Here is a 17,797-nt window from a genome sequence, read left to right on the forward strand (position 1 = left end):
TTCCTCCAAAAGATAATTTAATTCCTCACATGCTATCTTTTACGTAGAATTGCCACTACCGTTTCATATTTGTTGCGCTAAATATTGATTTACTTTTAAATTCACAATTTCCACGACTTCCATAATACCTTCTTTCGTGAGATTGTCGTAATGAATCCCCATCACTACTGTGACCGTCTTGTTCAGCGCTTCAGCTACTCTGATCGCAATGGGCTCGCTTATCGTGTGCTCTTTATGATGAGGAACCGCTGAAGTCAGTACTTTAACCTGCTCCCCCTCCAGATAAGCAGTACTCGTCGCACCAATATGCCGAACACCTCCACTAATTAAGAGCAAGAGATCACGTCCGACAGCCGTCGCCTTCAGCTCAATATCCTCAGGATCAATCTGGTTAGTAGTCATTAGTATTCCCCTCACTACTTCACTTTATATAATGCCCCGTATTTCCTCTAGTGATTGAATATTTTCTTCAACCATAAATTGCTCAAGCTCTGCAACTAGCTGACTACCTGCACGCAAGTTCATGAAATTATAAGTTCCCACTTGGATAACTGCAGCACCTGCCATAATAAACTCGATGATATCCGTTGCTGAAGTGATGCCACCCATTCCGATCACGGGAATCGTTACGTTTTGTGCGACTTGATGCACCATACGCAGAGCGACAGGCTTAATCGCAGGTCCAGACAATCCAGCATATAAGTTATTGAATACACTGCTTCTGCGCCGGACATCAATCTTCATTCCTGAGATAGTGTTGATGAGCGAGACAGCGTCTGCACCCTCCTCCTGACACATTTGTGCCATTTCAACGATATTTTCGGCTCCCGGCGACAGCTTTACAGCGAGGGGCAGTTTAGTTGCGCGTCTAACAGCCTGTACTACTTTTTGAGCTTCTGAAGTTTGGATCCCAAACGCAATGCCGCCCTCTTTAACATTTGGACAAGAAATATTCAATTCAATCATGTCTACTGCTGTCTTACCTGCACTCGCACGAGCATCTGCATCCCGCTGAATCATCTCAGCTCCAAGAACATAATCTTCAAGTGTGCCTCCACCCAGGTTGACCAAACGAGCGGTGTCGAGTGTTTCCCAATAAGGGCATTCTTTATCTAAAAATGCAGCTACACCCGGATTCTCGAGTCCCACACTATTCAGCATACCAGAAGCTGTCTCGTATACACGAGTGCCGGGATTCCCCGCTTTCGGATTGAGGGTTAACCCCTTGCCAGAGATTCCGCCCAGCAGAGACACATCATACAGCTTGCCATATTCACGGCCAAAACCAAACGTTCCAGAGGCCATTATAATTGGATTTTTAAAATGAACGCCAGCAATTGTTGTGTTCAACTTAGTCATGGAAAAGCACCTCCTCAGAAAGAAACACAGGTCCGTCTGCACAGGCCTTCTTTTGACCATCACGGCAGGATACACTGCAGACCAGACAGGCTCCAATTCCACAAGCCATTCGATTCTCTAGAGAAAGGTATACTTTCGTTCTACTGCCTGCTTCTTCAGCAGCAGTGCCTTTACGTTGAGCAGCTTTAAGCATAGGGTGTGGGCCGCAGACAAAGACATGATCATATTGGCTGAAATCCACACTATCCAAAATTAAACCGCCAACATCGACTACAAGTTCACTTGCAAGTGGGCGAAACGCTTCTGTCCGGTAAGCTTCACGGCTAAAGCCCAAAAAAATATCACTCCCCGGAAGCTGCTTCGCACAATAATAAAGCGGTGCAATTCCGATCCCACCGCCGATGAGTGCAACCTTCCCTTCGACCTGTGGAAATCCATTTCCAAAAGGGCCCTCAAGCTCTACCGAATCACCTGAACCCAGTCGTGAGAATATCTCCGTACCTTCCCCAACTACGTGATACAGAAATTCAACACTATCCTCGTGTACTTCATGTATACTTAAGGGTCTGGATAGGATGGGGTAAGCTCCCCATGCCCGTAACATGTAGAATTGACCCATTGCTCCGCCACTATTCGTCTCTACCTTAAGGTGATACACACCATCTGTCAGCCGTTCGTTACTTAGAACCGTCCCCACGTTATCAAGCTCCTTCAAATTTTATCTTTATTAAGATTGCCTTAGAAGGAGCATAAAATCTGTGACAAACTTCACACCGAAAATGGCCTAGCCTCTTTTCCAAATCCCACGTTCATAAGGTTTAGGTACATCATGTACGCCACCAAGCGCTTCTTCAGCATGTAAAGCCCAATAAGGATCACTTAACATCCCACGGCCAATAGCTACAAGCTCCGCCCTTTTTTCTGCAATGATGGACTGTGCCTCAGAATAGGCTTCAAGCCGTCCTACCGCAATTACTGGCACTTGTAATCCACTGCGAATATATTCTGCCAGATCTGCTTGGTAGGCTGGGCCCGCATTAGGTCCACCATTAGAGCCAATGGGACCTTCACCACCTGAAGACACATGGAACATATCCACTCCAGCATCCTTATATCGGCGGCAAAACGCCAGGGCATAGTCAGCATCATATCCACCATCCACATATTCTTTCGCGGAAACCCTCATGATCAAGGGCATATCTACTGGCACTACTTCTCGGATTGCTGCAACTACTTGTACTCCAAAAAGTGCTGGATCTTGTCCATATTCATCCAATCTGATGTTGGTCAGAGGTGAATGAAACTGGTGAATTAAGTAGCCATGCGCACCATGAATCTCCACAGTATCAAATCCTGCCTCTACAGCTCGACGAGCGGCAGCACGAAAGGCTTCTATCATCTCAAGGATGCCTTCCTTAGAAAGCGCCTGTGGCTGCTTAGAACGAACATCAAATGGAATTGCAGAAGGGGCTACCGGCGGTTCAGCATCGACTGCTTTACGTCCAGCATGACCTAGTTGAATGGCTATTTTTGCCCCATAGGCATGTACACTATCTGTGAGCTTACGATAAGCCTCTATATGTGTATCACTCCAAATCCCTGTATCCCGGTTCGTTATTCTACCGTCCGGATGGACTCCAGTCATCTCAACAATAATTAGACCAGTACCTCCAATAGCACGGCTTACATAATGAACAAAATGCCAATCATTGGGAATGCCATCCTCTTTATCCACCGAATACTGGCACATAGGCGGCATAACAATACGATTTTTCAGTGTTAAACCCTTCAATTCATAAGGTGCAAACAATTCTGACATCCTTGTCCCCATCCTTCCACCTGTCTATAATTGGCCCGGGAATATCCCGTTCTATTTAGTATACACGCATTAGGGTGTGCAAGAAATCTTTACCAGAGCCCTTGAAGAAACGGCATAAATTCATCCTTCAATGGAGATAACAATGAAGAATATGGTGATGATCAGGTAGTAAAGGAGGCATATGGGGATGTATGATCAACGGAGAGTCCAGAAACTGCTAGTAGTATTAGGATCAATCATTGTCCTGCTATTTCCAACCTCTTCAGCAGAGGTTGCTTCAGCCCCAGCTCAGAGTCAGAAATCCTCACAGGATCAAATTAAAAGTACGCAAACCACTGACGAAGACAAGGCGATATCTGCGGGAACTTCTACTACAAATAATTCAACGAGCAGCAACAATAAGAACACTAAGGGCTTGTCTCTGAGTCAGCTATTACACAAATATCCCGAGACCTTTAAGACCAGCGGTCCTAGGAATAAAGTCATCGCCTTAACTTTTGATGATGTGCCTGACCCAAGGTTTACACCCCAATTGCTAGATGTTCTTAAGAAATATCATGTCAAAGCAACCTTCTTCGTGGTGGGAAGCCGAGCTGAGAAACATCCCGCTCTAGTGAAGAGGATGATTAGAGAAGGACATGCTATTGGAAATCACTCTTATGATCATCCTCAGTTTGTGAAGCTAAAGATGCATGATTTCAGATCACAGATCATTGAGACCGAGAACATTATTCAAACCTTAGCCGGATATAAACCACGCTTGATTCGTCCACCCTATGGAGATATCTCTGAGCAACAGTTGAGATGGGCAAAAAATCATGGTTATAAGCTTGTAAATTGGAATGTGGATTCGTTGGACTGGAAGGGACTTTCCAAAACTCAAGTTAGAAATAACATCTTAGCTAATGCTGGAAAAGGAGCAATTATCCTTCAGCATGGTGGAGGTGGGCCGGGTAGTGATCTTCGCGGAACGATTCAGGCTTTACCTGAGGTAATCACGATTATGCGTAAACGTGGCTATTCATTCGTTACCGTTCCTCAATTGCTGCAGGTCTCTAAAAATAAATAAACAAGAAACGGAGGCAGCCGCTAAGGACTCCCTCCGTTTCTTGTTTAACCTATTTAACCCATTTCATATCTCTATAATAAATCTCTATATTTTTATCTAGCTATTTAACAATGTATAATTGTACATATTGATAACCAAAATCGGCTACAAAGCTTTGGCTGCCTGGGATAAAGATATCGATCCGGTTACCTTTAATGGCACTTCCCATATCGGTTGCAGTAGCCAGAAAAGCTTCTTTAGGCAATCCTGCGTGTGAATGTCCGGTAACCAATACTTTTGTTCCGAGAGGAATTACACTTGGATCAACTGCGATGGTTCCTAGCTTGAGTGGGTTCCCGAAATAATCAACGGCACCCCAGCCTCCATTCTCACTAGCCGCTGAGGAATAAGCAGAAGCCTTAACTTGTATCGATTTCTCGTAGTTAAAGGACTTGCCCCATGCTTCAACTGTTTTTGATTCTGGAGTAACATTCAGGCTTGGTGTAAGCACTGGAGTTTCTGTCGTAGCCACAGACTCTGCTTGCATTTTACTTGGGATCGTTATTTTAAGTCCATCGTAAATATTAAGAGCAGCAACGTTTGGATTAGCTTTCATTAAATCATTAACACCGACATTGTATTGCTTAGACAGAGTATAGAAAGTATTGCCTTCCTTTGCAATATGAACGCTGTCTGCAAAAGCAGGAGCGGTGTGCAGCAATGCACTAATTCCCATAACTGCAGCAAGGGTTTTAATGGTTCTGAACTTGTTCTTCATAAATGCCTCCTCTTTAGATGGGCGTAAGCGGTATGACTTCCGTATACGCTCGTGTACATTCCCTGTACTTATGTACATCTTGTGTGATGTCCTGATGTATTGTTGTCATTTGTAAAACTGACAGGACTTAATATATCACAATTTTGTAACCTATGCGCATGTAATTGTTACCATTCTGAAATAACATGTTTAATTATTGTCTTTTGTCCCTTAAGAAGTTAACGTAATTTTGATTATGTTAACTAAAAAGCGACAATCACATCCTATTATATAAGATAATTAAATAATATTCTTTGAGATTTTACATAGATTTAACATTTCGTGCCTCATCCAATAGTAAAATGATAGAATATGATAAATAGATTTGAGATATAGACATCGAAGCATATTTGGAGGTCCCATGAATACAGAAGAGATTAAAAACAATCAGAGCAGTCCAGCCACTGCTTACCTCAATAGGGATTTGAGCTGGATCGAGTTTAACCGCCGCGTACTCAAGGAGGCGCAGGACCCTGATAACCCTTTAATGGAACGTGCCAGATTTCTGGCGATCGTCTCGAGCAATCTGGATGAATTCATAAGCGTTCGTGTGGCGGGAATTCAGGATCAGATCCGGGCGGGCTATACTAAAAAAGATTTCACAGGCTACACCCCTTCCGGGCTGTATAAACGCCTCATCAAACGCGTAACCAAAATCATTGCCGATCAATACCGGACGTTCCGTGATATTTCGCGGAGTTTGCATAAAGAAGGCATCGTATTTGTGGATTATGAGGATCTTACCCATGCCCAAGAGCAGTCCATAGAACAGTATTACCGGGATATCATCTATCCTGTACTTACGCCAATGGCTGTTGATCAGAGCCGGCCGTTTCCACTCGTGCACAGCCAGTTTATCTACCTAGCTGTTGTTCTTACTCGTAAGAATGGTCTTGAAGAGGAGCCTTATTTTGCTATCCTGCAAATTCCTTCTAATCTGCCAAGATGTATCCCTCTTCCCCACCGCTCTAATAGTAAGAAAAGACAATTTGTATTTATTGAAGATGTGATCCGCCATCACATTCAAACCTTATTCAGCGGTTACGAACCTGTTGCGGTTAGTGAGTTTCGTTTGACTCGTAACTCAGATCTTACGATCGATGAGGAAGGTGCAGAGGATCTGCTGGAAGAGATCGAAAAAGAGCTTCGCAAGCGTCGTCGCGGGGTGCCAGCCCGTCTGGAAGTACAAAAAGGTATCCATCCCTATGCTCTTGAGCAGCTGCAAGCGGAATTTGAGCTGGAGGACTTCGTATTTGAAATTGAAGGTCCGCTCGATCTAGGCTTTCTTCGTAATTTTGCCGGAAGCTTAAAAGGTTTTGGTTACATGAACTATCCACCTATTGAGCCGGTTTATCCTGCTGAATTTCAAGAAAATGAGGATTTCTTCGAGGTGCTGCGTGAACGGGATGTATTAGTCTACCACCCTTACGAGTCTTTTGATGCAATGACAGACTTTATCATTCAAGCTTCAGAGGATGAGCAAGTGATGGCGATTAAAATGACCTTATACCGTGTCAGTGGAAATTCTCCACTTATTACTGCACTAGCCAATGCTGCGGAGTCTGGTAAGCAAGTTACAGTGGTTGTAGAGTTAAAAGCTCGATTTGATGAGGAACGGAACATCGCTTGGGCACGCCAGCTTGAAAAATCAGGCTGTCATGTCGTTTATGGTTTGATCGGACTCAAAACGCATGCCAAAGTGACCTTGATTGTCCGCCAGGAAGGCCCTGAACTACGCCGTTACGTGCATGTAGGCACAGGAAACTATAATGACAGTACAGCCAAGGCCTACACGGATCTCAGTCTATTCACCGCCCAAAGCGATATCGGACTGGACGCTTCTGAGCTGTTTAATCAAATGACTGGATATTCGGCTAATTTTGACTGGCATTCCTTCATTGTTGCACCGACGAATATGAGCTTATCCTTGCAAAAGCTAATGATGCGTGAAGCTGAACATGCACGGGCAGGCAGACCCGCTCGCATAATCGCCAAGATGAACTCGCTCTCTAATCAGCAAGTGATAGACGATTTATATAGCGCAGCCCAAGCCTGTGTCTCCATTGACTTAATCGTGCGAGGGGTTTGCTGCCTACGTCCGGGAATAGAGGGCTTAAGCGAAAACATTACCGTACGCAGTATTGTAGACCGTTTTCTGGAGCACTCCCGGATCTATTATTTCGAAAATGGCGGCAAACCTGAGGTGTATTTATCCAGTGCTGACTGGATGACTAGAAACCTAACCCGCCGGATTGAGCTGATGTGTCCTGTCAGAGACAGCGGCATCCGTAAACAGATCGTCAAAATTCTAGAGTTGTCTCTAAAAGATAATGTTAAAGCCAGCTTCTTGCAGGCGAATGGATATTACGAACAACCAGACGACAAAAAGGCCCCTTTCCGGAGCCAGTTTGCTGCGATGGATGTTACACGTTGGAAGGGAAGCCGAGTTTTACCTTCACCGCCCAAGCATTCTTAAATGCTTTTATCGCGTTCTCAATGTCCTCTAGGCCAATTAGCAGTGACGATGCGCCCTCTAAGTCCAGATGAAGCGTATTGCCGTGCAGATTGGCCTTCAGGCCGCTTACAATTCCAATCTCCGTGCTGTCCAGCGCAATGCTAAGCTGGACAAGCGATCCGAGCTTATGAATCCACTCTTCGTCGGATGGCAGCAAAATGTCCTTATGTTGTTGGGACAATTTCTGCTTCCGGCTTTTTGTGCTGTATGAGGCAATCATAGCGCAAAGAATAAGCTGACGGTGGGTAAGTCCACGAATTGGTGAATTCATCAACCAATACAAAGTATGTCTTTTGGATTGGTAATAGTTAATATTCGTTCCCGTACGATGCAGCATGATGGACACGTAAATTAACATCTCGTGCTCTGCTCTATTCGATTCATCTTTAAATGCGTCAAACAGGCTGAGTGCTAGCTTGTTGATATGATCTAAATACCGTTTAGAAGTATGAATATCAAAGCGAATGATCGTGTTTAAGCTATATTCCAATGCACTATCACGCACTGGCTGCTCCGGCTCCAGCAGATCATGCAGCAAGCCTTCTCTGAGCCCTTCCCCGCTGATTACCGCCTCACTCGCCCCAATATACTGATACACCGTATGGAAAATAATCAACCCGGATACAATGATATCCGCCCGACTCTTAGATAATCCATCTAAATCCTTACGTTTTTCGTAAGGCATTGAAGGTAGGGTGTTCATAAAGTACTCGATCGTCTCACTGGTCATCGTATAGCCATGGGAGTTAGGCAATGAGTATGCTCGTGTCTTCTGATCCAGCTTCCCTAAGGAACGAACCGTCCCTCCTAAACCGAATAAAGGAAGTCCAGCTTTGGCATTTAGCCAATCATGCTCAACCAGTCTGCCCAGGACAAAGGTCTGCAGCTTGTGAATCTGCTCATCGCTCCAATTCCCACCTTGACCGAACATTAGGTTGGTATTTACTGCCCCGAACGGGAAAGAAATGCTGTGTTGATAACGCCGCTCACAAAAAAGAGTGATTTCAGTACTCCCGCCACCAATATCAATGACATAACCATCCTCTACATTAAAGGCATTAATAACACCCAAGAAGCCATAATATGCCTCCTGGTGGCCACTGATCACCTCAATCGGAATGGAAGAGGATTGTGACAAAAAGCTTATTATTTCACTTGAGTTAGCCGCATTACGAATGGCTGCCGTTGCACCCGCCCGAATGGTTTCCACTGCAAAAGCGTTGCAGATTTCCTTAAACTGCCGCAAGACCGGAACTATCGTTTCCATGTCCTTTTGTTCCAGTCTATTCTCCTTTGTAATCTTCTCACTAAGGCGAGCGGAGTACTTACACTCCTTGATGATCTTATAGCCTCCTTCGCGCGTTGTATCATAAATTACAAGACGAATGGAGTTCGAACCAATATCAATAATGCCTATCCGGCGTAGATCATCTCTCATTATGTATGTACTCCTTTTCCTGTTGATTGACTGACCATCTATTATACATGGTTTACATAAATAAATGAACTCAGCCCCCAGCGATATATTCCCACATTACCCTCAGGACCCTATAACAAAACGGCCACCGGATACTTGTCCAGGGCCGTTTTGACGAATTCTTTATAATACTTTACTTAAAAAATCCTTAGTCCGAGCATGTGTAGGATTACCGAATACTTGTTCAGGAGTACCCTGTTCAACGATGAACCCGCCATCCATAAACAGAATGCGGTCACCCACTTCACGGGCAAAGCCCATCTCATGTGTAACAATAACCATTGTCATTCCGTCTTCGGCAAGCTTTTTCATAACCTCAAGTACCTCTCCTACCATTTCCGGATCAAGCGCTGAGGTAGGCTCATCAAAAAGCATCACATGGGGCTGCATGGCTAATGCACGAGCAATCGCGATCCGCTGCTTTTGTCCACCGGACAATTGAGCTGGATAAACATCCTTTTTATCTTCAAGCCCTACAGTCTTGAGGAGCTCCATTGCGAATTTATCGGCCACAGCCTGCTGCTGTTTTCTTACTTTAATCGGTGCGAGCGTAATGTTTTGCAGAACGGTTTTGTGCGGAAAAAGGTTGAACTGCTGAAAAACCATCCCCATCTTCTCACGCGTTGCATTGATATCATGCTTCTTTGAGGTGATCGATTCCCCTTCAAAAGTGATCTCGCCACCTGTAGGCTGCTCCAATAAATTCAAGCAGCGCAGAAAGGTACTTTTTCCCGAACCACTGGGCCCGATTACAACGACAACCTCACCCTTTTTAATCTCCAAATCGATTCCTTTGAGAATCTCCAGCTTTCCGTAATGCTTCTGCAGGTTCTTAACGGCGATCATCGGTATTCAGCCTCCTTTCGAGTCTACCTAGGATCTTGGAAAGCGTAAATGTTAGAACAAAATACATAAATGCAGCAATCACGAGTGGTGTCATGCCATCATACGAAATCGTTGTAACTGTACGAGCTTGAAACATCAAATCCGTTACTCCGATAAATGAAATAATCGATGATTCCTTGATAATGGTAATGAACTCATTACCGATTGCCGGAAGAACACTTTTAAGTGCCTGAGGAAGGACAATATGACGCATGGTCATCCCTTGTTTCATTCCAAGTGAACGTGCGGCCTCCGTTTGTCCACGATCGACACCCTGAATCCCGGCACGAAAAATTTCTGCCAGATAAGCAGAACTGTTAATGGAGAGTGTAATCGCCCCGGACTGAATCGGAGTAAACTCAATCCCAAATGTCGCCAGCCCGTAATGGATGAGAAACAATTGCACAAGCATTGGAGTGCCCCGCAAAAATTCAACCCAAGCTGTGGCTAAGAAACGTAACACTCTCCATTTTGACATGCGTAGTAGAGAGACGATAATCCCAAGAATGAAGCCAAATAATACACCAAGAACAGCAAGTAGCAAGGTATATTGTAGTCCAGTCAAGAAAAGATCACGATAATCATAAGCCATTCTAAATAAAGTAATATCCAATATCTTATCCTCCTATCTCCAAAAAAATAGAAAATAGCAAAGTTCCGCTATTTTCTGTAATACACATACAATTTACTTCAGCAGACCTAAAACAATATACATTCCTTACTTCGTGCTTTCAGCAAGCTCGCTGGCAGCCGCTACATATTCATCAATCTTACCTTCTGATTCTAGACGTTTAAGTGTGGCATTTACTTTATCCAGAAGCTCTGTATTGCCTTTTTTAATCCCAATTGCGTATCCATCATCTTCTACTTCAGGCTTAGCATCGGTAATTACAAGACCCGCTAAATTCTTAACAAAAGATTTGGCTACAGGTCCTTCAATAATTGCTGTATCGATACGGTTTGATTGCAATTGCAGAACGATCTCGGAGATTTTACCAAGAGAGGTGATCTTTGCGCCTTCAATCTCTTTGGCGATTTCTTCTTGAATAGAGCCTGTCTGTACACCAATTTTGGTACCCTTCACCGCGTCCATAGTAGCGTATTTATCTTTATCTGCTTCGCGTACTACAATAGCTTGTTCTGCTTTGTAATAAATATCTGAAAGTTCAACCGCTTTTTTGCGTTCTTCAGTCGGGCTAAGGCCGGAAATTACCATATCTACGCGTCCACTGGACAATTCGTTAAGCAGTGAATCAAAAGGCAGATCCTTAACTTCAAGCTCAGCGCCCATGTCGGCAGCAATTTCCTTAGCGATGTCGATATCAAAACCTACGATGGTATCTTTTCCGTCCACTACTTTATGGAATTCGTACGGAGGAAAATCTGCACTTGTTCCCATAATCAGCTTTTTAGTAACTGCACCGGAATTTGCATTACCACTAGCAGCGGTATCATTATCATTTTTATTTTGACCGCAGCCTGAAAGCAGACCTACCGCTAATACCATTCCTAAACTAAGTTTACCCCATTTGTTCATTTCTATATCTCCCCTATTCATATGAAAAAATCTAAGTTGACCCAATGACTGACTTATTATAAATCAGAACGCATGAATATGCAAAGGCATAATTGTGACAACAACTTCCTTTTAATGGATTTCTATGAGGGGAATTCTATAATACGCAGCTAAAAAATCACTTTTATTCACGTTGAAGCTAAATTTATACATTTTTACTATCCCCTATACTGGCTAAATCATTCGACTGTTTATTCCTAATTTCATAAAAAAAGGACTGCTCCCAGAGTATTTACCATACTCCCAGGTGCAATCCCTTATTAACCCATTACAGAATTCGTTAAACTTTATCTGGTTATATCATCGTAGATATCCATGTACTGCTGAGCGGATACATTCCAGCTATAATCTCCCGCGAAAGCGTTTTTTGTGATCTTTTTCCAATGTTCAGGCTGCTTGTAAAAAGAAAGCGCCCGGCGCAGCGTAAACATCATATCGTGTGCATTATAATTGCTGAACGTAAAGCCATTGCCTTCACCGGTTTCTTCATTATAAGCGTGCACAGTATCATTTAGGCCACCTGTCTCACGGACAACGGGTATGCTACCATACCGTAAAGCGAGCAGCTGACTGATGCCACAGGGCTCAAACTTAGACGGCATAAGGAAGATATCGCTGGCAGCATATATTTTTCGTGAGAGTGCATCATTAAATAAGATCTGTGAAGACAGCTTGGTCGGATACCGCCATGCCGCTTCCTTGAACCAACGCTCGTAGGATTCATCACCTGTTCCAAGCAGCACAAATTGAATATCCTCGTGATATAGCAACTCATCCAGCACTCGGGTAAGCAGATCTAAACCTTTGGAGTCCACGAGACGCGTGACCATGGCTACCATTGGGATATTAGCATCCACAGGTAATCCCAGCTCTTCCTGCAAGGCTACTTTGTTCTCCGTCTTCTTGGTCAAATTAGAACGATAACGGGTAACAAGGCTCGAATCTGTCGCTGGATTATAACTTTTAGTATCAATGCCATTCACAATCCCACTTAAAACATCTGACCGTGCGTTCAACAAACCATCCAAACCGTAACCATAATAAGGTGTGCGAATTTCTTCTGAATAAGTCGGACTGACGGTCGTGACCCGATCACTGAATACAATCCCGCCTTTTAAGAAATTCACATTACCATAGTACTCCACACTACCAAAATAGCTGCTATCCAGACCTAACAGCTCTCCAAGTACCTCATAAGGAAACACTCCCTGATACAACAGGTTATGTATTGTAAATACACTCCGCATTTCACTGTAAAATGGATTGTGGCGATAATGCCCCTGTAGCAGCATTGGAATTACGGCCGCGTGCCAATCATGGCAATGCAGTACATCAGGCTGGAAATCAATGGCTGGCAGACACTCCAGCACTGCACGATTATAGAACGCAAACCGTTCACCATCGTCCATATAACCATAAATTCCATCACGGCCAAAATAATACTCGTTGTCGATAAAATAAACGGGGATACCCTCATAGATAATGCGTTCAATTCCACAGTATTGTTTTCGCCAGCCAATTGGAACATACACTTCCGTTAAATGCTCCATTTGAGCGGTGAACTTGTCAGGAATCCCACGATATTTAGGCAAAATCACTCGTACATCTACCCCGGCAGCCTTCAGCGCTTTAGGTAATGCTCCAATGACATCGGCCAAACCACCCGTTTTGACAAAAGGATGGGCTTCAGCTGCGGCAAATAAAACTTTCATGATTATTTCCCCCTTAAACTGTACGGATTCTCTATTCGTACTTAGATCTATAACTCTTTTGCCTCTTTATTCTTACCCATTCGTGACGTTTTTTTAAACACCAGGAAGCTAAGGGGCGGAAGAGTCAGCTCTATGCTGTTCACCTGATTGTGCCATTCCAGCTTAACGCTCTTTTGAGGGACATTGTGCAATCCGGAGCCACCATACTCTACATTTTCTGAGCTAAAGAGCTCTTCATAAGTCCCGGCCCGTGGCACGCCTATACGATAATTGTGCCGTTCTACCGGTTGAAAATTGATGACTATAAGCAGCGTATCTCCTGGTTTCTTCCCTCGGCGTATATACGAAATCACACTTTGATCATTGTCATCCGCATCAATCCACTGATAACCCTCTTGAGAATGATCCAGCTCCCACAACGCTTTTTCGGAGCGATACAGTTTATTAAGTGCAGCCGTGTAGGCAAGCATACGACGATGGCTCTCATAATCCAACAGCAGCCAGTCCAGCTGCTCCTGATCCTTCCACTCGATAAACTGACCGAATTCCCCACCCATAAACAGAAGCTTTTTACCGGGATGAGAGATCTGATATCCCAGCAGCTGCCTGAGGCCTGCGAACTTTTGTTCATAAGCACCCGGCATTTTGTCTAACAAAGACTTCTTGCCGTGAACAACCTCATCATGCGATAGCGGCAATGCGTAATTTTCGGCATAAGCATAACATATTGGGAACGTAAGTAAATTATGATGATAAGGGCGCCCACCAAAATCATGTTCTATGTAGCCTAGCGTATCATTCATCCAACCCATATTCCATTTGTAATTGAAGCCAAGGCCCCCTTCATGCACTGGTGCAGTAACCCCTGGCCAAGCACTGGACTCCTCCGCCATCATCAATGCTTTTGGGAAATAATGAAAGATAGCCTTGTTCAGATTCTGGATAAATTTGATGGCCTCCAGATTCTCCAATCCACCATTAACATTCCGCCGATATTGATGATCCCGCTTTTCGAAATCTAATCGAAGCATACTCGTAACCGCATCTACACGCATTCCGTCGATATGATAATACTCGAACCAAAACAGCGCATTAGAAATAAGAAATGAAGAAATCTCCGGCTTACTGAAATCAAACGAAAGTGTCCCCCAGCCTGGTTTTTCAGCTAACATTGGATCGGCATATTCATAAAGTGGCGCTCCATCAAACATACGTAATCCGTGTGCGTCTTTGGCAAAGTGAGCGGGAACCCAATCTAAAATCACACCGATACCTGCCTGATGCAGCTGATCGATCAAATACATCAACTCATGGGGTTCGCCATAACGGCTGGTTGCCGCAAAATACCCCGTCCCTTGATAACCCCAGGATAGATCATATGGATGTTCTGCCAACGGCATAAATTCCACGTGTGTATAGTTCATCTCCACCAAATAAGGAATTAACAGCTCGCTCATTTCCCGGTAGGTATAGAACTCACCATCCTCTTTTTGACGCCAGGTACCGAAGTGCATTTCATAAATGTTCATCGGTTGTTGATATGGAGCTTTGCTTTTCCGACGCCATGCTGCATCTCCCCAGCGGTAGCCATCCAGTTCTGCTACTACCGAAGCCGTTGCCGGTCGAACCTCAGCTTTAAAAGCAAAAGGATCCGCTTTAAGGAAACTTGATCCATCTGAGGCAAGAATCCTGTATTTGTAAAAAGTTCCCGGCTGTATTCCCGGAAAAAAACGACTCCAAAATCCTGAATCGGGTATCTTATATAACGAGTCCACGCCCTGTGTTCCGTCCCAATCATTATGATCACCAGCTAGTCCTACATATGTCGCATGAGGAGCCCACACGGTAAAGCGCACACCGGTAACGCCTTCTTCAGCGGCAGTGTGTGCACCCAGCATAGAATAGCTGCGATAATTGGTGCCCTCATGGAACAGATAGATATCAGCAGCTGACGGAAGGGTCTCGATTTTTGCTTTTTCAGCCAATTCTACACCACCTTTTTCAATGTGCTTGTACCTATTACCTTACCCGAATATTACCATTTTGAAAATGTTTTGATGTTAAAAGAAAAGATTTTCTGATAAAGAAATATTAATTGTAATTTTTCTGTTTACAAAGCAATATATTTCACCTATGTCGTTTCAAGCGCTTGTCGTAAGTTTATATTACAAGCATTGACAAAATAATGGGAGGGATAACAAATGAACAACAAAAAAGATTGTATCGCCATGTTATTGGCAGGAGGGGAAGGCCGCAGATTGGCTCCCTTGACTTCCAGTATGGCTAAGCCTGCAGTCCCTTTCGGTGGACAGTATAAAATTATTGATTTCCCGCTAAGTAACTGTGTAAATTCGAACATTGATACAGTAGGTGTTCTGACACAATACGAAGCTGACTCTTTGCATAATCATATCGGTGAAGGTGAGCCTTGGGGCTTAGTTAGTCAAAAGGATAAAGGTGTCACACTGCTTCCTTCAGGTGTTGAAGGCAGAGACAGTTATACAGGGACTGCTGATGCGATTTATAAAAACATTGACTTTATTGATAGCCGCAACCCAGAACATGTGCTCATTCTATCCGGTGACCATATTTACCATATGAATTACCGTAAGATGCTGAATTATCATATTGAAAAAGGAGCAAAAGCAACCATCTCCGTAATGGAGGTTCCTTGGGATGAGGCTAGTCGTTTTGGAGTAATGAACGTAAACGATGATCTGAAAATTTCCGAATTCGCGGAAAAACCTAAAGTACCAAAAAGTAATCTTGCTTCAATGGGTATCTACCTGTTCGAGTGGGCTTATCTGAAGGAGCACTTGTTGCGGGATGCAGCTAATCCTAATTCCAGCCATGACTTTGGTAAAGACGTAATTCCTACCATGCTGGATCAGAACGATGATTTATTCGCTTACCGTTTCAAGGGTTACTGGAGAGATGTAGGTACAGTCGGCAGTCTCTGGGAAGCACATATGGATCTTCTGCAAAAAGACAATGGCATGAAGTTAGACAAGACTCATTGGCCTATGTATAGTCGGGTTCGCCGGACTAAGCTTGCAGTTCATAAACCACGTGTACAGAACCCAGCAACAGACTCTCTCGTGAATGAATCCTGCTCCCAAGAAGGTAGTCTACAACGTTCTGTAGTCTTTAATGGGGTAGAAATCGGTAAGATGAGCCAGATCAAGCAAAGTGTTATTATGCCTGGAGTTCGCATTGGCCGTGGAGTGCTGATTGAGAATGCCATTATTGGTGAAGGGGCAATCATTAAGGATGGAGCAGTCATCAAGGGAAGCATAAATAATATCGTTGTCGTTGGACCACATGAGACTGTGGCTGCCAAGCCGGCGGTCCGAAACCAACCTTCCCGTCTGTTTCAGGATGTGTATGAGAAGACAGGACGTTTGCGTGAAGTTCTTCCTTCATAACAACCATTATATAGAAAAATACTTTATATAAAAAGGGGCTGTTGTCCTGGTCGATCATGACCAGAGCAACAGCCCCTTCGGTTGTAAGGAATTAGTGATTTTATGAATTACGGCTAGCCGTCCATTCTCTGTCTAATATGCTCATTTCCACACAATCTACATATTGCTCACCGAATAAAGCAGACTCACGTTGAACACCCTCCCGCTTAAAGCCAACAGCTTCATAAGCTTTCAGGGCAGCCGTATTGAAATCGAAAGCACCCAGAGACAGACGATGCAGGTCCAGACCTTCAAATCCGATTCGAAGCATCTCTTGCATCATCCGTTTACCAATGCCTTTACCTTGAAACTCAGGATCTACTACTACCCTGCCGATACGTGCAGAACGATTAACCCGGTCAATGGCTGAAAAGCTAATATGGCCCACTACCTGCTGCGTAGCTTCTTGAATTGCACAGAAGATAAGACGATCGGATAAGCCTGGATGATTAGCATCCTTTAAGTATTTAACAAGCTGCTCATCCTCTAAAGGATAAGTTAGCGAAGGTCCTGCCCACTGCTTCAGATACTCTGGAGAAACACTCCAGCGCTTTAAGTGTTCAAAATCAGATTCTGATATAAATCTGAGAATCAGACGGTCTGACTCAGCACCTTCCTCAAAATGTTCATATAAGTTCACTAAACGACCATTTCCCATATCGTTAGTGCCCATGTAGTGAAAACCCATGCTCTGATAATAACGATTGAGCTTAATGTTATGTGCCACAGTGTCAAACCTAAGGCTCTTACAGCCTAGATCTTTGGCTAGAACTACTGCATATTTAAGCATTTGCTGTCCAAGTCCTCGGCCGCGGTGGGAGTCTTTCACAGCCAATCGGTGCAAATAAGCGTAGGACTCATCATTTTTACTGCCCCAGTACTGTGGATCACTGAATTGCAACGTGAACATGCCAACTACAGCCCCATCGTCAAGGGCTAAATAAACATGTCTGTCAGCAAAATATCCTGCTATATCGGTCTCGGTAAATTGTCCGGGTGTCCATTGCTTAATTCCATTAAGCTCCATCCACCCCGCCGCTTCTTGCAGTAGCCTCAAGATGTCGCTAACCCGATCTGGCTCTCCACGAACTATACGGATCGAATTCTTCGTTACCCCCATCTCAC

15 protein-coding genes are annotated in these 17,797 nt (G+C 44.1%); 3 read left to right on the plus strand and 12 right to left on the minus strand.

Annotation, left to right across the window (positions count from 1 at the left end):
• Nucleotides 1–63 precede the first annotated feature (63 nt).
• The 4 genes from lpdD to NYE58_RS20370 all read right to left on the minus strand — a co-directional run bounded on the left by lpdD (nt 64) and on the right by NYE58_RS20370 (nt 3,178).
• On the minus strand, nt 64–402 hold the full coding sequence (gene lpdD, locus NYE58_RS20355; RefSeq protein WP_076218215.1) for a prenylated flavin chaperone LpdD: 339 nt from the start codon (nt 400–402) through the stop codon (nt 64–66).
• A gap of 24 nt (nt 403–426) precedes the next feature.
• Entirely contained in the window at nt 427–1,359 is a 933-nt protein-coding gene (locus tag NYE58_RS20360; RefSeq protein ID WP_076098788.1) for a dihydroorotate dehydrogenase, read from the minus strand.
• Nucleotides 1,352–2,056, minus strand: a complete 705-nt coding sequence (locus tag NYE58_RS20365) for a dihydroorotate dehydrogenase electron transfer subunit (RefSeq protein WP_341002932.1) — start codon at nt 2,054–2,056, stop codon at nt 1,352–1,354. Before NYE58_RS20365 ends, NYE58_RS20360 begins: the two co-directional genes overlap by 8 nt.
• A gap of 87 nt (nt 2,057–2,143) precedes the next feature.
• Nucleotides 2,144–3,178: an NADH:flavin oxidoreductase/NADH oxidase gene (locus tag NYE58_RS20370; protein WP_076218217.1), complete on the minus strand. Its 1,035-nt coding sequence runs from the start codon at nt 3,176–3,178 to the stop codon at nt 2,144–2,146.
• A gap of 187 nt (nt 3,179–3,365) precedes the next feature.
• On the opposite strand from NYE58_RS20370, the gene NYE58_RS20375 reads away from it, so the two are divergent.
• Nucleotides 3,366–4,247, plus strand: a complete 882-nt coding sequence (locus NYE58_RS20375) for a polysaccharide deacetylase family protein (protein WP_076184412.1) — start codon at nt 3,366–3,368, stop codon at nt 4,245–4,247.
• Nucleotides 4,248–4,347: 100 nt separating this feature from the next.
• On the opposite strand, the gene NYE58_RS20380 is transcribed toward NYE58_RS20375, so the two are convergent.
• Nucleotides 4,348–5,004 carry a 3D domain-containing protein gene (locus tag NYE58_RS20380; RefSeq protein ID WP_341002933.1) on the minus strand — a complete coding sequence of 219 codons (657 nt, stop codon included), beginning with the start codon at nt 5,002–5,004 and terminating at the stop codon, nt 4,348–4,350.
• 400 nt (nt 5,005–5,404) lie between these two features.
• On the opposite strand from NYE58_RS20380, the gene ppk1 reads away from it, so the two are divergent.
• Nucleotides 5,405–7,519 (plus strand): polyphosphate kinase 1, encoded by a 2,115-nt coding sequence (gene ppk1 / locus NYE58_RS20385; protein ID WP_341002934.1) that lies wholly within the window; start codon nt 5,405–5,407, stop codon nt 7,517–7,519.
• Here ppk1 and NYE58_RS20390 read toward each other — a convergent pair.
• The 6 genes from NYE58_RS20390 to glgB form a co-directional block, all read right to left on the minus strand.
• Complete coding sequence (locus NYE58_RS20390; RefSeq protein ID WP_076218218.1) at nt 7,467–8,996, minus strand: Ppx/GppA phosphatase family protein; 1,530 nt, start codon at nt 8,994–8,996, stop codon at nt 7,467–7,469. The two genes, ppk1 and NYE58_RS20390, sit on opposite strands and share 53 nt — an antisense overlap.
• A 162-nt stretch (nt 8,997–9,158) precedes the next feature.
• On the minus strand, nt 9,159–9,881 hold the full coding sequence (locus NYE58_RS20395; protein WP_076130044.1) for an amino acid ABC transporter ATP-binding protein: 723 nt from the start codon (nt 9,879–9,881) through the stop codon (nt 9,159–9,161).
• The gene (locus tag NYE58_RS37530; RefSeq protein ID WP_232061382.1) at nt 9,868–10,533 is read right to left on the minus strand and encodes an amino acid ABC transporter permease; all 666 of its coding nucleotides are present in this window, start codon (nt 10,531–10,533) and stop codon (nt 9,868–9,870) included. Before NYE58_RS37530 ends, NYE58_RS20395 begins: the two co-directional genes overlap by 14 nt.
• A 105-nt stretch (nt 10,534–10,638) precedes the next feature.
• On the minus strand, nt 10,639–11,457 hold the full coding sequence (locus NYE58_RS37535; protein WP_036687634.1) for a transporter substrate-binding domain-containing protein: 819 nt from the start codon (nt 11,455–11,457) through the stop codon (nt 10,639–10,641).
• Nucleotides 11,458–11,783: 326 nt separating this feature from the next.
• Entirely contained in the window at nt 11,784–13,208 is a 1,425-nt protein-coding gene (glgA, locus tag NYE58_RS20405; protein WP_076130043.1) for a glycogen synthase GlgA, read from the minus strand.
• A gap of 47 nt (nt 13,209–13,255) precedes the next feature.
• Nucleotides 13,256–15,193 (minus strand): 1,4-alpha-glucan branching protein GlgB, encoded by a 1,938-nt coding sequence (gene glgB, locus NYE58_RS20410; protein ID WP_339187259.1) that lies wholly within the window; start codon nt 15,191–15,193, stop codon nt 13,256–13,258.
• A 216-nt stretch (nt 15,194–15,409) separates the two neighbouring features.
• Between glgB and NYE58_RS20415 the strand changes: the two genes are divergently transcribed.
• Nucleotides 15,410–16,633 carry a glucose-1-phosphate adenylyltransferase gene (locus NYE58_RS20415; protein WP_076130041.1) on the plus strand — a complete coding sequence of 408 codons (1,224 nt, stop codon included), beginning with the start codon at nt 15,410–15,412 and terminating at the stop codon, nt 16,631–16,633.
• Between the two features lie 100 nt (nt 16,634–16,733).
• On the opposite strand, the gene NYE58_RS20420 is transcribed toward NYE58_RS20415, so the two are convergent.
• Entirely contained in the window at nt 16,734–17,792 is a 1,059-nt protein-coding gene (locus NYE58_RS20420) for a GNAT family N-acetyltransferase (protein ID WP_081387185.1), read from the minus strand.
• Nucleotides 17,793–17,797: the final 5 nt, after the last annotated feature.

It is taken from the genome of Paenibacillus sp. FSL L8-0708 (assembly GCF_038009325.1).
In the GTDB taxonomy this organism is placed as follows: Bacteria; Bacillota; Bacilli; order Paenibacillales; family Paenibacillaceae; genus Paenibacillus_AQ; species Paenibacillus_AQ odorifer.

Coding starts and splice junctions, on each gene's coding strand:
- lpdD (WP_076218215.1), bottom strand. CDS start 402: ATGACTACTAACCAGATTGATCCTGAGGATATTGAGCTGAAGGCGACG.
- NYE58_RS20360 (WP_076098788.1), bottom strand. CDS start 1,359: ATGACTAAGTTGAACACAACAATTGCTGGCGTTCATTTTAAAAATCCA.
- NYE58_RS20370 (WP_076218217.1), bottom strand. CDS start 3,178: ATGTCAGAATTGTTTGCACCTTATGAATTGAAGGGTTTAACACTGAAA.
- NYE58_RS20375 (WP_076184412.1), top strand. CDS start 3,366: ATGTATGATCAACGGAGAGTCCAGAAACTGCTAGTAGTATTAGGATCA.
- NYE58_RS20380 (WP_341002933.1), bottom strand. CDS start 5,004: ATGAAGAACAAGTTCAGAACCATTAAAACCCTTGCTGCAGTTATGGGA.
- ppk1 (WP_341002934.1), top strand. CDS start 5,405: ATGAATACAGAAGAGATTAAAAACAATCAGAGCAGTCCAGCCACTGCT.
- NYE58_RS20390 (WP_076218218.1), bottom strand. CDS start 8,996: ATGAGAGATGATCTACGCCGGATAGGCATTATTGATATTGGTTCGAAC.
- NYE58_RS20395 (WP_076130044.1), bottom strand. CDS start 9,881: ATGATCGCCGTTAAGAACCTGCAGAAGCATTACGGAAAGCTGGAGATT.
- NYE58_RS37535 (WP_036687634.1), bottom strand. CDS start 11,457: ATGAACAAATGGGGTAAACTTAGTTTAGGAATGGTATTAGCGGTAGGT.
- glgA (WP_076130043.1), bottom strand. CDS start 13,208: ATGAAAGTTTTATTTGCCGCAGCTGAAGCCCATCCTTTTGTCAAAACG.
- NYE58_RS20415 (WP_076130041.1), top strand. CDS start 15,410: ATGAACAACAAAAAAGATTGTATCGCCATGTTATTGGCAGGAGGGGAA.
- NYE58_RS20420 (WP_081387185.1), bottom strand. CDS start 17,792: ATGGGGGTAACGAAGAATTCGATCCGTATAGTTCGTGGAGAGCCAGAT.